12 protein-coding genes and 1 pseudogene are annotated in these 15,565 nt (G+C 37.2%); 1 reads left to right on the forward strand and 12 read right to left on the reverse strand.

All coding sequences use genetic code 11. From position 1 onward, the window contains the following. Positions 1-42: 42 nt before the first annotated feature. The 12 genes from ACNSTQ_RS12715 to ACNSTQ_RS12770 all read right to left on the reverse strand — a co-directional run bounded on the left by ACNSTQ_RS12715 (position 43) and on the right by ACNSTQ_RS12770 (position 14,966). A complete protein-coding gene (locus ACNSTQ_RS12715) occupies positions 43-342 on the reverse strand; it encodes a DUF4176 domain-containing protein (protein ID WP_418200195.1) in 300 nt (99 codons plus the stop codon). Between the two features lie 76 nt (positions 343-418). Further along, positions 419-1,063, reverse strand: coding sequence for a DUF443 family protein (locus ACNSTQ_RS12720; RefSeq protein WP_418200196.1), 645 nt, complete (start codon positions 1,061-1,063; stop codon positions 419-421). A 5-nt stretch (positions 1,064-1,068) separates the two neighbouring features. Further along, entirely contained in the window at positions 1,069-2,604 is a 1,536-nt protein-coding gene (locus tag ACNSTQ_RS12725) for a T7SS effector LXG polymorphic toxin (RefSeq protein ID WP_418200197.1), read from the reverse strand. 19 nt (positions 2,605-2,623) lie between these two features. Next, positions 2,624-2,923: a TIGR04197 family type VII secretion effector gene (locus tag ACNSTQ_RS12730; protein WP_418200198.1), complete on the reverse strand. Its 300-nt coding sequence runs from the start codon at positions 2,921-2,923 to the stop codon at positions 2,624-2,626. Further along, a complete protein-coding gene (locus tag ACNSTQ_RS12735; protein WP_418200199.1) occupies positions 2,924-3,343 on the reverse strand; it encodes a YwqH-like family protein in 420 nt (139 codons plus the stop codon). It abuts the gene before it with no gap. A gap of 13 nt (positions 3,344-3,356) precedes the next feature. Beyond that, on the reverse strand, positions 3,357-7,808 hold the full coding sequence (gene essC, locus ACNSTQ_RS12740; protein ID WP_418200200.1) for a type VII secretion protein EssC: 4,452 nt from the start codon (positions 7,806-7,808) through the stop codon (positions 3,357-3,359). 55 nt (positions 7,809-7,863) lie between these two features. Continuing rightward, positions 7,864-9,159, reverse strand: a complete 1,296-nt coding sequence (gene essB, locus ACNSTQ_RS12745; RefSeq protein WP_418200201.1) for a type VII secretion protein EssB — start codon at positions 9,157-9,159, stop codon at positions 7,864-7,866. Between the two features lie 41 nt (positions 9,160-9,200). Beyond that, complete coding sequence (locus ACNSTQ_RS12750; protein ID WP_418200202.1) at positions 9,201-9,452, reverse strand: EsaB/YukD family protein; 252 nt, start codon at positions 9,450-9,452, stop codon at positions 9,201-9,203. A gap of 11 nt (positions 9,453-9,463) precedes the next feature. Beyond that, the gene (gene essA / locus ACNSTQ_RS12755) at positions 9,464-9,955 is read right to left on the reverse strand and encodes a type VII secretion protein EssA (RefSeq protein ID WP_418200203.1); all 492 of its coding nucleotides are present in this window, start codon (positions 9,953-9,955) and stop codon (positions 9,464-9,466) included. After that, positions 9,930-13,325, reverse strand: a complete 3,396-nt coding sequence (esaA, locus tag ACNSTQ_RS12760) for a type VII secretion protein EsaA (RefSeq protein WP_418200204.1) — start codon at positions 13,323-13,325, stop codon at positions 9,930-9,932. The genes essA and esaA overlap by 26 nt, the downstream gene beginning before the upstream one ends. A gap of 229 nt (positions 13,326-13,554) precedes the next feature. Beyond that, positions 13,555-13,851, reverse strand: a complete 297-nt coding sequence (locus tag ACNSTQ_RS12765) for a WXG100 family type VII secretion target (RefSeq protein ID WP_418200205.1) — start codon at positions 13,849-13,851, stop codon at positions 13,555-13,557. 596 nt (positions 13,852-14,447) lie between these two features. Next, positions 14,448-14,966 (reverse strand): TetR/AcrR family transcriptional regulator, encoded by a 519-nt coding sequence (locus tag ACNSTQ_RS12770; RefSeq protein ID WP_418200206.1) that lies wholly within the window; start codon positions 14,964-14,966, stop codon positions 14,448-14,450. Between the two features lie 50 nt (positions 14,967-15,016). On the opposite strand from ACNSTQ_RS12770, the pseudogene ACNSTQ_RS12775 reads away from it, so the two are divergent. Beyond that, positions 15,017-15,521 (forward strand): annotated as a pseudogene (locus ACNSTQ_RS12775) (DsbA family protein). The last annotated feature ends 44 nt before the right edge of the window (positions 15,522-15,565 follow it).

A 15,565-nucleotide genomic window follows, 5' to 3' on the forward strand; every position in this document is an offset into this window, starting at 1 on the left:
AAAACTTGTATTCAAAAACTAGAGAACTAAATACACGATGTACTAAAGAGGGACATCTACTTTCCCCTTAACATAACTACCTTTATTTTCTTCTTTCCAATCATGAAACAACCTCTGGAAACGTTGCTCCTCCTCATCTTGAAAACCTTTAAATACAACTTCATCAACATTCTCGTGATTAAAGTAGAAAACTTTATCATGAACTAATCCTTGTGGGTAAAAACACCCGGAATAATCAAACATTTTATTCTCTCCATCTGCTTCGAGAATCGGACCTCTATTTAAAATCATCAGCTTACTTGTTCCTTCCTTTAAATACACGATTGAACCTATTGGTAACATACTAGCTTCTCCCTTCTTTTTGAGTTTGTATGGCATTCTCTATGTACTTTTATCATTTTTCTTTTAATTAATTTACTTACTTCCCTTTCTTGAATTTCACTGTAGTATGACCCTCTACTACATATAAACCATTAGTAATAAATAAAGCTAATCCAAACATAATGGCAAATAGGATTGCTAGAATATTACTAATTTCAATAACTAGTACTAAACTAGCTATGAAAAATACTAGAAAAAAAATGTATACAAACAAACATTGAACAAAATGTTTGAATGCCATTGGTCTAATCCAAATACTTTCCTTTAATAATTTATTTGGGTCTAGTATTTTATATAAATTTTTTCTATTTCTTATACTTAGGAGTGAGCGTATCAAAATGATTATTAATAGCACTATTGCAACAATTATGCTATTAACCATCAGCGTACTTGGAATATAAAAATAATCTGTCAAACCGGTCAGTATATTTCCTAAAAAAATTCCTATCCCTGCTGTAAATAAAATACTTATATTATTTTTCTTTTGATATTTGATAGGGGATTTTAATAGTTTACTAATTTCTTCCCCATCGACTTTATAGATGGTATGTGGAAGGACCCATGTTAAAAATGGAAGTATAATCTTCCAAATCGATTGACTCATATCTAAGATGTAGGTGTTCCCATCAATCTTTAATATTCTATACCTTATATTTAAAGCTTTTTGTATTTCACACTTCATAGAACTTACCATCCCCAATTTATTGGATTTATTGCTTTTAATCCATTACTAACAGCCTCTCCAACACCCTGTGCAAAGTCGTCCAGTTTTCTTCCTACTGCATCTAGTCGATTTTGGAGCCCAAAAACATTGTTATCGTACATTCCATTAAAAATCCAAGTTGCAGCTGCCCCGATCGCAACACTACCTACTACTGCCCATCCAACAGGGTTACTGACTGCCAATAGAGTGACCACAGTTGCACCAGCTGCACCTCCTGCTAAACCAGCTAGCGTGCTTGCTCCATTATGCGCTATAGCCTCTCCAACGGTCTTACCTTTTTCAGTCACGTCTTCATAAAATCCGAAACCAGCACTAACTGCTATAAATCCCCCACCTAGAGATCTGCCTGCATTTTTCACGAATTTACCTGTTTCCGTGATAACGTTAGATGTTTTCGTTGTAAAGTTCCCAACAGTTGTTACAGCATTACCTACATTACTTGAAAGCTTACTAAATAAATCCCCTATACTCTTTATTTGCGTTGCGATTCCTCCTACTGATTTTCCTATCTCTTTTGTTTGATACCCAATATATTTTACTGCTCCTGCAGTAGTATTCACTGCTAAATCAATACCGATCTTCCCACTATTATTAAAAATATATTGAATAACCGCTTCTGGTACTTCTTCCTTTAGTTCTCCTTCACTTAAATCTTTAGTAGACTTTTTCATCGTCGAAAAAATGCTATAGTAAGTTTCTCGATCGATATCTCCATTTTTCAGATCTGTAAACGCACTATTTAAAATCTTTTGAGTGGTCTCATCCATATCTTTTAATGCAGCGTCCTTTAATTGCTCAATCTCAAACATAGACATATTTTTAATAGAATAATGATCTATTTTTTTATTATACTCTTTAAGCATGGCCAATCCTGAAGTTGCTGATGCACCTTTGTAATCCGTAAATCTAGCACTACCACTTACAGCACCCGCATGATTTAACGTTGTTTTGATTTCTTGTAATAGGCTCTCTATTTGCGAAGTGCTACTTCGACCTATGCTTGTGAAAGAATTTAAATCGTCTAGTAAATTCTCAGCTGCATTAACCGCCGTATCATTATCATTCCTAACGAAACTGAAAGAGGGAGTCGTTGCACTACTAATATCTGAAACACTGCGAATGGTGTTATTCACTGTTTCTTGCTGTACTTCTAGTGCTTCATATCGTTCGATAACATCTTCCATGGCGTCTCTAACATAGTCACTTTTTATAATCGTTTTACTACTTTCATCTACTTTTGCTTGAAAACTTTCTATATGTTGATTCAAATTATTATAAAGATCAGTTAACAATCCATTAAAAGTAGTCAAAACCGTAAGATGGAGATCGCTAAAATATAATTTTGCCTGATCTGCTGTTTTACCAGAAAAAGAACTCATGTTGCACATCTCTTCTATGTTTTGTTCTACTTTTAAAAGGCTAACTTTTATATCTTCTGAATTTGTTTTAAATTCATCCGAGAAGTCTATCACTTCTGACAGATCTACTTTTTGTCCCATGAAAACTCCCTCTCTTTCCTTATCGTATTGGCTGTGGACCAGAATTAAGGTGATATACTGTTGCTAACTCTTGATCTTTTTCTCTCATTTGTTCACCTGTCTGCTCTAAAATAGCTACATCTGCCTCCAGAATGCCCTTATATCGCTCCAACAGCTCTATAGCTTCTATCGCATTCTCTAAATCTTTTGTAAACGGTTCTATATTTGTATTACGAAATGCATTCGTTGGTCGTTTCGCTTCTATTCTTGCGACAGATGTTTTTAACTTTGATACACTAGAGCGAAAAACACTTAAATTAATAGCAACTTCATTAGACATCTAATTCAACTCCCTCTGTGCTTGAGCTATTTGTCTATCCAAAGAGTGAAGTGTCTGCTGTAAGCTCGTTAAACTAGATTGGTAGGAAATCTTTTCTGCTTCATATTTCCTAATATCATCATTAATTGCTTCTTTGGCATCATTAACTTTTGATATATATGTTTTTACACTATCCTTATATCGATTGTATTTCTTTTCGAAATCATCTTCTTTCTTTCCACGCCAGCTGTTTAAATCAATGGTTAGACTATTTATCGAACTCATTACAGATCGCAAATTTGACAAACTGGTTGATATCTCGTTTACAGCATGCCGTAAGCGAGATATCTTATCCTCAGTAACAGATACTAACGTACGGTTAGATTGAATTTGACTCTGTACAGAACTCTTCCTCCAACGTAAATAACTTAACGAACTCATCCATTCCTCCTCCTTATTTTGTTAATTTTATTTTGATATGCTGATGGTCCCTTGCGTAATAAGCTTCATAGTCTTTCGGATATGTTTCCTTACGAATAAATGGTTGACTAAATATATCTTGATCACCTAGACGCATACTCACTAACCCTACATTAGATAAGTTTCGAACCACTTTGGCTGGCTTTTCATAGCTCGTATTTATATAGCTAGCATCTCCACATACGATTAGATGTACATCGACTTTTGGACCTTGTTCGAATAAAACGGATAAATCTTCTTCCATCAGGATACTTCTTTCTGCAAAATCTTTTAAATCCCTAATTAAAATCATCCATTTCACACCATTGTGATCACCTTTCATTCGATTATTAACTTCTGTAAGTATGTTTTGTTTAATTGCAGTGATGTCCTCAGGATCAGAAATATACTTATTCATTGATTTACCAATTTCAGTAAGTCCTTGGTCAGGTGTATCAATAATCATGGTTTGGAAAGACTTCGTAAGTAATGTCATACTTTTTGAAATTGCATTAATCATATTATCCAATCCATCTTTTCGATCACTAACAACAGTTAGGAAGCCGTCTTTTTCTGGATCAAACCCTATTGGTGCCACTTCTTCAAAGTCTAGCCCCAGTGGTAAATGGCTTTGTTCAACCAATTTCTTCGTTTTTCTTTTCCGCTTAAACTGTTCAAAATCAATCACACCCTCTGGCATCATCGGGATGGCCTCTGGACGTTCACCTTGCCAATAGGCATCCATGCTTTGAGCGGTTCTTTGGATCGAGTCGATGATTTCTAATGCCTCTGTACCTTCTGTAGGTAACATCGTTTGGAATAAAGCAGGCTCTTCTAGCTTCACTAATCCTCGACCCGGGATCTCTTCAATCTCCAAGTCCGTTCGACCGATAATGGACCGTGCTTCTGATTGTTCAATGAGGTAGAGAGGAATTTGTGTCTTTATATTGGAAAGCAATGGCATGCGAAGAGCACCTTGTCGTCCCGCACTAATGGCTAGATGTATGCCAACGCTTGCTCCTTCACGAGCGATTTGTGTAATTATTTTTTCAAACTCGTCTGAGAAGTCTGTATCCCTCACTGTGTCGAAGTTATCAATGACTAATAATACGTTCGGTTCGATCTCTCCACTCGCTTTTTCATACATCGCTAAGTTGGCCACTCCATATTGACTCAGAAGCTGCTTTCTTTTCTTAATCTCAGAGGTTAATAACCGAATTAGCTTCCCGACTTTTTCCATCTCATCAACGAGAATGGTATCTGCTACATGAGGTAACCCTTTTAACGGTAATAACCCATTGGTACCAAAATCGAGCAAATAGACATGAAAATGCTTAGGACTATGCTGTCTTGATAGATCCATGACGATTGTTTGTAAAAAAGTTGATTTCCCGTATCCTGGACTCGCAAAAACAGCGATATGACCATCCTTCGATAAATCTAGCGTTAACGGTGTCTGAGATTGAAGCTCAGGCTGATCGAGTAATCCGATCGTTACCTTCAGTGGTTTCTTTTCTTCTTCCCAAGCTTCTTCAAAATTTACTACATGTAGCTCTTCTGTCGTTAACTGTTCGGGTAACGGAGGTAACCACGGCCTTGGTAATGGGGCAATCTCTTGTTCCTCAGCATAATCATGAATATGATCAATGACTGCATCAAGCTCCGTTGGTACCTTTTCTACTTGGTCTTTACGACCTAATCCACTTAAATCTTCCGTTAAAATATCATACTGGCCCAAATCATTGATCGCATAGATTGTCGTATCTACTAATTCAAAGTCATCCTGATCTGGAATGTAGTCAGCACCACTCCAGGCACTTTGGAACAGTTCATAAATTTCGTTATTCCCAACCTGTAAATAGGCACGACCAGGCAATGTGATTTCTGCGGCATCTGGTGTTTTTAAAATTTCGTTCGAATCACTAGCATTTTGTACTTTTAAGGCAAGCTTAAATTTAGAGTTCGACCAGATTTGATCATCCACAATCCCACTTGGCTTTTGAGTGGCTAGGATTAGATGAATCCCGAGTGAACGACCGATACGCGCTGTTGATACTAGCTCCTTCATAAAATCAGGCTGCTCCGATTTTAACTCCGCAAATTCATCGGAAATGAGGAACAAGTGTGGCATCGGTTCTTGAACTTTCCCTTGTTTATAAAGCTTCTGATATTGGTTAATATGATTGACATCATTTTCACCAAAGAGGCGCTGTCTCTTTTGAAGCTCTGCCTTAATAGAAGCTAACGCTCGCATAGATTGGCTACGATCTAAATTCGTAATCGTCCCAACTAAATGCGGGAGGTTTTTAAATAAATTCGCCATTCCTCCGCCTTTGTAATCAATTAATAAAAAGGCGACTTCATATGGATGAAAATTGACACTAAGGGATAAGATGTACGATTGGATAATCTCAGATTTACCTGAACCTGTCGTCCCAGCGACAAGCCCATGCGGCCCGTGTGCTTTTTCATGAAGATTAAGCTGAACGATATCTTGTTTTCCACGCAGTCCAAGCGGAACAGCTAAGCTCTTATACGTTTCATTTGCTTGCCATCTTGCTGAAATTCCTAATTCTTCGACTCTCTCCACTCCATACATTTCAAGGAAGGTCACACTTTCAGGAATGGAATTTTTTAAACTTTGCAAATGATTAATTGGCGCAAGCGCCCGTGATACTTCTTCCTTATCAAAAGACGGCGGAAAGTGATCTGGAACGAAAGTACGATTGACTAGCTCTCCCTCTTCTAAAATTATATTTCCCGTCTTTGAATCTCGAATATCAATCACCGTTTTTACATGCTCAGGCAAAGATTGCATCACATCTTGAACAAAAACGAGTGATAGCCCAAGAATACTAGGATCCTCATTAAAGAATTCCATAATCGTATGGTCAAGGATCAGTTTTTCATCTGTAATAAGGACAACATAGTGCGGGAAGAAATACGTTTTTTCACTTGTATTTCCTTTCTCATCTATCACCTGTTTTCGTTCCTTTAATATTTGATACATGGAATAAAGTACTTGATCACGGGAACGCTCATGATAGACAAAACCTCTTACATTGACATCACGTAGACGTGCATGTGGTAGCCATCTCATCCAATTCCACTGCTCTTTTTCCTCTTCCGGAAATACCGTGATGAGTTGAACATCATGATAGCTTTGAAACAGTCCAATTTGCATTGCTAATAGCTGTAGCTGCTCTAATACGAGGTGTCGTTGACCAATATAACCAACAGGCCCTTTCATCAACGATGCAACGACTGGGACTTCGCGGATATCACCATACTGATTTAATAGCTCCCTAGCTTCATCTACCAATATGTCTTTTTCTTGTGTGAACTCTTCTTCATTAAAATCAATCTCAAAGCTTCTTTCTGCTGAGCCTAGCCCTGTACGGAATTGAAGAAAATCATGATGAAACCTCGTTTTTTCATAAATTCTCGCATCAACACGTATAGCCATATCTCTCATTTGCTCGATATTTGGAAAATGATAACGTAAGGAATGCCTTTGGTCTTCACTAATCTGATAAAGCTCTTTTGTTTTTCGATGTAAATACTCTCTATAGCTCTCTAATCGCTCTTTCGTGTCTGCCTTATATTGTCTTACGTTTTTCACATAATAAATGACTGAAATTAAAATGGTTGTGACGGTCATTGCAAGCATGACGACAATGTAAATTCCACGTGGTTGAAAAATCGTTAGCAAAACAAAGGCCGCAATCATGACAAGAGACGGGACAACGGTTCGTGCAATTTGCTCACTCGGCTTGGACGGCTGGGGTGGTGGCTTCGCAATCGTCTGCTTTTTGGTCGGCTCGCGATAAATGACCCGAGGAGAGCGATGATAATCTGGATACTCCTCACTATAATACGTATCTCGTTCCATCAACCGTGTTAGCGTCGAGGGTGGTTCCTCTTGGCTTACAACGACTTCCATGTCCTCTGAATGAATCGTTATCGATATTCCATCAGCATATAATTGGTCTCCCGGTTCAATGTGAACACTTTCCTTACAAACATTGTTGTGATAAACTTCACCACGATTGACCATCAATTGAAAGAATGGTTGTTCGAGCGTTCGCATAAGGGAGAAATCTACTTCGATTGACTTCAGTTGAATATCATGTTGTTCGCTATTTCCAAACGTTACCGTTGAAACTCCCGCTAAATCATAAACGATGACTTCTTTCTCTTCTACAAGAAGAAATTCTATTTCAGCAGAGCCTACTGGTAACTGAGTTCGCCTATTTTGCGTAAGAGCTTTCCCATCAAGGGTACACGCTTCCCCATCCCAAGTGACTACAAAAGATGCTGCTAGGTTCGTAAATGTCACTGTATCGGACCAATCGCTACTTACTGTAATTTCTTTTGACACCCCTTGAGGTAATGAGCATTTTTGCAACTGCTTATCAAAAAGAATGAATAGTTTTGTTTGTGCCATGATTTTCTTCCTCTCTCCGTCAGCCCATCTAGCATTGGCCTACAACCCCATACTGCTATGCCTCTTCGTTATTCTCATCATCAATCAATTCTTCATTTTCAGCAGGTTCTTCAACTTCAGCAGGTACTTCGACTGGTTCTTGGTCTATACTTGCCTCTTCAATTGGCGTTTCATCAATTAGCTCTTCTTCTCCAGCCTGAATATAATCCTCACGATACCGATTTAGTTCTTCTTGTAGCCTTCGTACTTCTTCATCTCGTTCTGAACCCCTTAATTTAGGGTCATTTCGTACTTGTTCAATTTGTTTGATTAACCCATACATAATTAATTGAGGGTCATCAATAAACATTGCTTTATCAATGGCTTCGTCAAAAGAGCCTCGACCATTTAATATCCAGTAAAGTAAATAATTTTCATGACTGCGTAAGCTGACGTTTCTCATAATCGCTTCTTTTTCTCGATCGGATAAACTTTCAACTTGAATATAAGAATAGGCTAAAATATACTTTGTTCGAAATGGTAGTCGTTCAGGGTCTTCTCCTCTCAGTGTTGATATGACAGCACTGTGATTAGATGATAGAAATTCACCATGAGCTGTTAATAACTTATCTTGGTATGGATCCTTCACGAACATGTAATAAAACAAAGGCACAGCCAAAATAATAGATAACGCGATCATGATGATCGATAGCTGCTTAAATAACCGGAACCGTTTAATGGGTACCGTCATCATCGTGTTTTCTGTCTTTTGTTGCTCTTTGTGATAACAGATTTGAATATATTCCATCAATTCTTCTAGATTTTTCTTTTCGAGAATATGACGTTCAAATTCTGTATCCTTCGCCTTATTTAATGAACCATTGTACAGATCATCAAATGTATACTGCTTGGAAAATAAAGCGAGGGTGAAGCATTTATATTGTAGGAAGAAGTCTTCCTCCTTCCCTACGTACGGTGGTAACAATTCACGAATACCACGGTACATAATCGCTGGCATTAAATTTGCATCAAAAACAACGTTATCTGGATGAAGAAAGAAAGTGATTCTAGAAGATAAGTAAGGTTTCAGTTTCGCTATGTTACAAAGTAACCGTAGCTTCTCATTCCGTTGAAGATCCTTTATGTCCTTCCATTTCTTTTTTTCTTCTTTCACCACAAACGAAAATCTAAAAAGATCCTCTTCCTCTTTTATAGTTACCGGTACAAAATATTCTGAAGGGGCTGTAATGAGTCCTAATTGCTTGATATCTTTCACTTTTGTTTGAGACTTTGCTAATTCTGTCCTCCACTCTTCATCTTCGATATGAAAATGAAGAGTAAGAGAATCAAATTGAACTTTTTTTTCCTCCATAACGTTACTCCTTCACCTTTTCAACAGACTCACTATCTGTTCTAAAGCACTTGTAAAATATCACCATCTGTAATTGGGTAATCATTCAAACTATCATCATCTGTAATCAGTAGCTTTTTTGTCACTACCTTTATAGCCCAAACAGATGAATCCGACTGCTGTAAATTCAGCGTCTCAGAAACGCTTAACAATAATTGTTTTACCGTTAATTGGACCGGAATACGCAAGTCGTATACACCGCCACCCCAATGATGAAAATCGATCGTTACGTTTATATGCGAAGACTTTGCCATCGTTTATTCTCCTATTCCACAACTTGTCGCATCATCGTGAAAACAACCCCACCAACCATTAAGATAAATCCCAAAGCGGAGAAAAGGAGGACGTTTTGAGCGTCCTCATTTGGTATCTCCTGTGCAAGGCTTTGCGTTGTTGGTGCCGTATAACTTTCGGTAAAAAGTGTTTCTTGGACAAGAGCGACTGTCGCATCTGCTTGGCTTTCCATTTCAAAAATCGATTGATGTAGGTCTTGAAGCCACTCTTCCTGTTTTAGTTGCTTCCTGTCAATGAGCTCTCTCGTCTCATCACGAAACAACTCTGGAAACACTTTTTCAAGTTCTGTTTTCGTTTTGGTTTGATCTCCTTTACTGCCACTAATTCGATCCAAATTCATATTTAATTTTCCACGTTCCTCAGTACTTAATTGACTTTCAGCGAGCACTACCGACATTGGAAGCAATAAGCTAACGATTAAAATACAGAACACTCCATTAACTAGCTTTAGAAACCTCTTCATCTTCTGTTCCCTCACTCCTTGTCGCACGATTGAACACTAGTAGGTTAAGCAGAATACCTGCCATACATAGCAGAGACAAAATAAAGAAGGTTACTTGATAATTAATCGATCCATCGAAGACCCGGATCAATACATTTTCCGCATATTGTAATGGCGAGTATGCTCGTAATCCTCCATTAGCCACTGAACCTAATGCTCTTGTAAAGAATAAATACATACCAAATACCGCGAGTAACAAGAACATTCCTATCATTTTTAATTGTCTTAATAAATAAGTAGAGATGAGTAATATCGTTAAGACAATAGCCGTTATCAGTAGTGTCCATAACAATAGGTTAGACCCTTTGATCTCTAAGATGTAACTTGAAATTAACCCAATCGCTGCACCCTCGATAATCCCGACACCTGTTGTAATAATTGTAATAGGAGTATTTTGAGAGAAAATCGTACGTTCTCCTTCAAACTCATCCTTCGCTAAACGACGTTGGTGATTGGTTGAAATCACGTATGCTGTAAAGAGAGCAACAATAAAAGCAATTAACACGATAAAGTATGGTGTAAATGTATTACCAGAGACGATCACGCCTTCATTTTTCGTTTGAACCGGACTTGATAAGAAGCCTAATAAATCCTCATTTTGTCTATCGCCAATTCGGCTATTCGCTAATACGTCGGTAAAGTTAGTCACAAACTCTTCATCTTCTATTAATTTATTTGTCAAATTAATAGAGAGAGCTTCTGCCTGACTGATTAAATCATTTCCGCTTTCTTGTATCATCGTCGCCTGATTGTCAATGTCTTCAAGGGTTTGATAAACAGTCTCAGCCGAATAAAAATTACTTTGCGCTTGTTCTGTGAGCACTTCACTTGTTGATAACAGTGGCATGAAATCATTACCAAGTGCCATGATTGCCTGTTGTTCTTCATCACTAGCAGCCCTCACCACAGACTGTTCTTCAATTAATGCTATGCTTCGATCTCGCCAGTCCATGACATCCTCCAATACGTCAGAAAGGCTTTGATTCATGACCTGAGCCTGCTCTGTCGTTGAAGCTATCTTCCCAACAAGTTGATCCATAAGACTTTCAGCCCGTTTTGATTGGTCATGATATCGTCTAATTTGATCATATAGCTGTACAATTGGCTCTCTAATTTCGTTCGTAACACCTGCCGTTACTCGTTCAACAACATAATTCGTAATCAATTCATCTAACTCTTGAACATTGAACAGATAATATAGAGAAGACTCGGTTGCTAAATCAGATAAACGATTTCCAACAAAGGAATCCTGTAATGTTGGTGAACTCATATCTAATCCAAAGTAAGTCTCGAAAAGAGCGGATAATTTTATATAATCGCTCATCGTATGCTCAGCTGCATTAATCAGAGCTTGCGTACCATCATCTAATATGGGTGACATGACTCGATGGTGAATATAATTATTGATCACCTTCACCTTTTCTATGATTGGCTCTGGCTCAGGTTCGGGCTGAGGCTCGGGTTCAGGCTGAGGTTCAGGCTCTTCCCCGTTTCCACCGTCATTGTTCTCATCATCTTGAGGCTTAGACGGATTTGTTTCCTCTTGATCACCAGGACTCACTGGCTGCTCTTCGCTCTCACGATTCCCATTTTCTCCATCAACTTCAGTTCCACCCGGCTCTTCCGTTTCTTGAACGATAACTGTATTTGCAAGTAAAGGAGCATTATAAACCTCATAGCCGAAGAGCTCTTCTACATCATCAACATCTGTAATATCTTCTTGAAGCATACTCCAGCTCCAAGTAGCAGGTTGGAAAACATCTATTTTACTATTTGCATCTTTCAACCGTAGTTGAACTCGAACAGTGAAAACCCCTTCATCATTACGAGGTAATTTCACTTGCCCATTTTCTTTATATACCTCTGTGTAATTGACTTCATTAAAATCAGGCAACGTTAACCACAAATTTTGTAACTCATATTCATTCGGAATCGATAAGGTAAAAGTTTGCCCTGACTTTTGATTAGCTGGTAATTCAACAGAGTTTCTCATTACAACACCTGTATCAGCTAAGCGGTTTTTAATTTCTTGAATTTGGGTTGATAGAATCTTGCTATTATCAAGTTCCTTAGGAGAAAAGTCATTTTCACGATTATACTTTCTTGCTGTGGCAATGACATTATTGATCTCTAATGCCATCTGATCAGACAATCCAGATTCATCAATATCTCGCATATTTAATGAAGGCAGTTGATTAATCTGCTCTTGTATCGTACGATGCAGGTTGCGATCAGGACGTCTAAATAACGAATTTAAATTCGTCAATTCATCTTTAAAGGCGTTGGTAAAGATCCCCGACAACCGATTGGAAACGTTTTTTTCCATATTCGATTGAAGTTTTTGTTCTAAATTCTGCTCTAAACTGCTTACTTGTTGATTGGCTCGATCAAAGTACTCTCTTAACAGAGCAGCATCAGAAATAAGCGTTGCACTCTCTTCTTGGAGTTGAAACTGATAATGGATCCGTTCATTAGCACGAACGAGTTGATCAAGCTGTCGCTGGGTACCTGTATCATGAATCGTAGAATTATATTGATTTAATAAATCATAAAAACCTTGTGATAAAGCTTGGTTAGAGGCTGTAAGACTCGTTATATCGTTAATATTCGATACAAAGTTTTTACTTAATTCAGTCTCTTCAGTTAATCGATCGGTAAAAAATCCAAGAGTATCTTCAAGACTGCTAAAGCTACCTCTTGATGCTTCTGTAAAATTCTTCACTGTACTAAATTGATTTGTATAGTTTGATAAAGGAGATTGAATAGCTGTATTATAGGTAGCTGTGTACTTCGCTTGCTCGTCAACGATATAACCGATTTGATCCTGTGCTTCATGCAAATTACCAATCACACTAGCAAAATAAACATCGATGATACGTCGGTTAAAGTCATTTAATATTTCACTAGCAGTTCTTTCAGCCTCTGCTCTTATTTCATCATTTTCTGAAGCATTAATTTTATAATTCAGTGTAACCGGATCTGGCGAAACTGAATCTATTGATAGCGCCTTAACAGAGAAGTCATTTGGGATCACAATCATCATGTCGTAGGTTTGTCTTTCCAACCCACTCTCTGCAACTCCCCGACTAACGACAAACCATTCATGGTTAAGATCATTATCGACACTACGGACAAAAGCATCTCCAAAAGCCAAACGCTCATTATTAAATACCGCACCTTCATCTTCATTTACCAACGCAATCGTCATCCGGTGTCCGGCATCATCACTATTTGTGTCTGTTACTTGATTTAAAGCTACATAAGATAAACCAGTAGCTAGTATTAGAATTAATACTAAGAATGCGATTAACCTTAGCTCTATTCTTTTCATCTCTTTTTCCTCTTCCCGCTACTTTTTCGAAATTAGTAGACTAGTCTTTCAGTAAAAATGATCGATATTCTAAAAATTATATAAAGGCAAGAATCATACTATTTAACAGTCCTATTCTCAAAACAATATGAAGATGAATTTATTTTCCACCACTTAAAGATGATGAGCTACACAACATTAGTTATGTAGCTCATAAAGGGCACGTACAATCTCAAAAACTACTTATCTCTTATCTAAGACCAAAATTTTGAGAAAGAGCTTGATCCTGCTGTGCAACAGCTTCAGCCGTTTTAGTCAATTGTGTTTCAATGTCTTGCATTAAACGAGAGAAGTCTTGCACACGAGGACTTAATTCTCTAAATTGGTCATCGAAGCGTTCAAATGCACGCCCTTCCCACTCGCCTCTTAACTCTTCCTGCAAATTAGTTAAATCTCTTAAAATTTGATCGATTTGCTGTGAGCTCTGACCGTAACGCTTAGCCTTTGCTTGCAGCTGATCAGGGGTCATACGAATTTGGCCTGCCATGAATACTCATCTCCTTTTTCAAAATTAGGAAATTACATAGGATAATATAATGAATTTCCCTCTGTTATCCTATAATATGGTATTACTAACAATATATAGAGTCAATTAAGTTGAAATATTTTCCTAAAAATGAATATTTAGAACCGCATTTAAAGTTTTCTGCGATTTACCATCATTAAACATTGCTTTTCACCTAAAAAAGATATGAAAAATGTCTCTCGATTATACAGAGTCAAATAGACCCCACTATTATAATAGGGACTAATCGACGCTATGTATCTAGTAAAAATGATGGGTTTACGATTGATGAATTAATTCGAATGGCCTCGAATCTCTTTTGTACGAGAGGGAGAGACTTGTTGTTAAAGTTATTTTAAGGAAAGTAGCTGTCCATTGACATTGTGGCGTTGCTTAGCATTTTCAGACTTATATCTTTTATTTTTGGTATGGACTTGTTGTGGTTTTGTAGTTCTAGGAAGATAGTTTTAGTTGGAAACTTCTTGATTTACGGGGTTGTGGATCTAATTTTGAGTATATTTATAAGGAATACGGATATTATTGAACTAAATCCTTTGTTTAAGTACAAAATCTCACAGTTATATTTCTGAACGAAACTCCGTCTTAGACAATAGAAAAGGAATTGCGGGTTTAATAAAATCTTCTGGACTTACCTTCATACCAACCCTTTTCCATTCTACAGAAGCTCCGTAGATCCCCCAACTTAATATAACTGTAGTAATTCTTAGCGCTTCATCCTCTTTCATATTATGTTGTTTTAATAACATATTATAAAAAATGACTTCGAGCTGATCCCTAATAATTCGAGAAATAGTATCTTCGTATCCCCTATGGCACCGATTCGATAATGACTTTTGAAAATTCGTTATCGCTGTAAAAATACAAACGAAAGCTTCTTCATTTAGTTCATTAATCTCGTAAGTATCATAATTCAAATTTACTAACAATACATCTGATAAGACCTTTTCTAGTAAGTCGTAAATATCTTTAAAATGATAATAAAAAGTTGCCCTGTTAATCATAGCTTCAGTTGTAATATCTTTTATCGTAATATCCTTAAATTCTTTTTTTACTGAAAGTTCAATGAAAGAATCCATAATTAATTTCCGCGTACGCAAAACTCGAGGGTAGTTGCTATTAAATAGAAATGGAGGAACATGAATTGAAAAACAATAATAATATGACTTGTGATCTAGAAACAGGTGTATGTGGTGTGACAGGTGAAGATGATATAGAGGTAATTGAATTCAACCAACCAAGCAAAAAAATAGATTTATATTATGTAACCGATCCAATCTGCTCACATTGCTGGGCATTAGAACCAGTACTTCGTCGTTTTATGAAGCAATATGGTCAATATTTCAACTTCAAAACAGTAATGGGTGGCAGTTAAAATCGTTGGTGGTCGTCCTTTCGAATATTATGTAGATGGATTAGCGCAAGTTTTAGATGAAAAGCCTACCCCCGAACAACAGCCAGCATTATCAACTTTACTTCAAGACGAAAAACTCCTTTTCTCAAAAGAAATCGAAGTAATGTATGGAGTTGAGAAATCGGATATTAACAATTTTATTGAAAAAGAACTTTCACCAAGTAGTTATCAAGCAAAGAATTTTCTTGGAGAGTCGTATTTTATAACGACTGGTAAATAAAAGAGAAATCCAGTAGCTTATAATATCTGCACAAGAGGCAATAA

This window comes from Alkalihalobacterium sp. APHAB7, assembly GCF_048323755.1.
Lineage (GTDB): Bacteria > Bacillota > Bacilli > Bacillales > Bacillaceae_F > Alkalihalobacterium.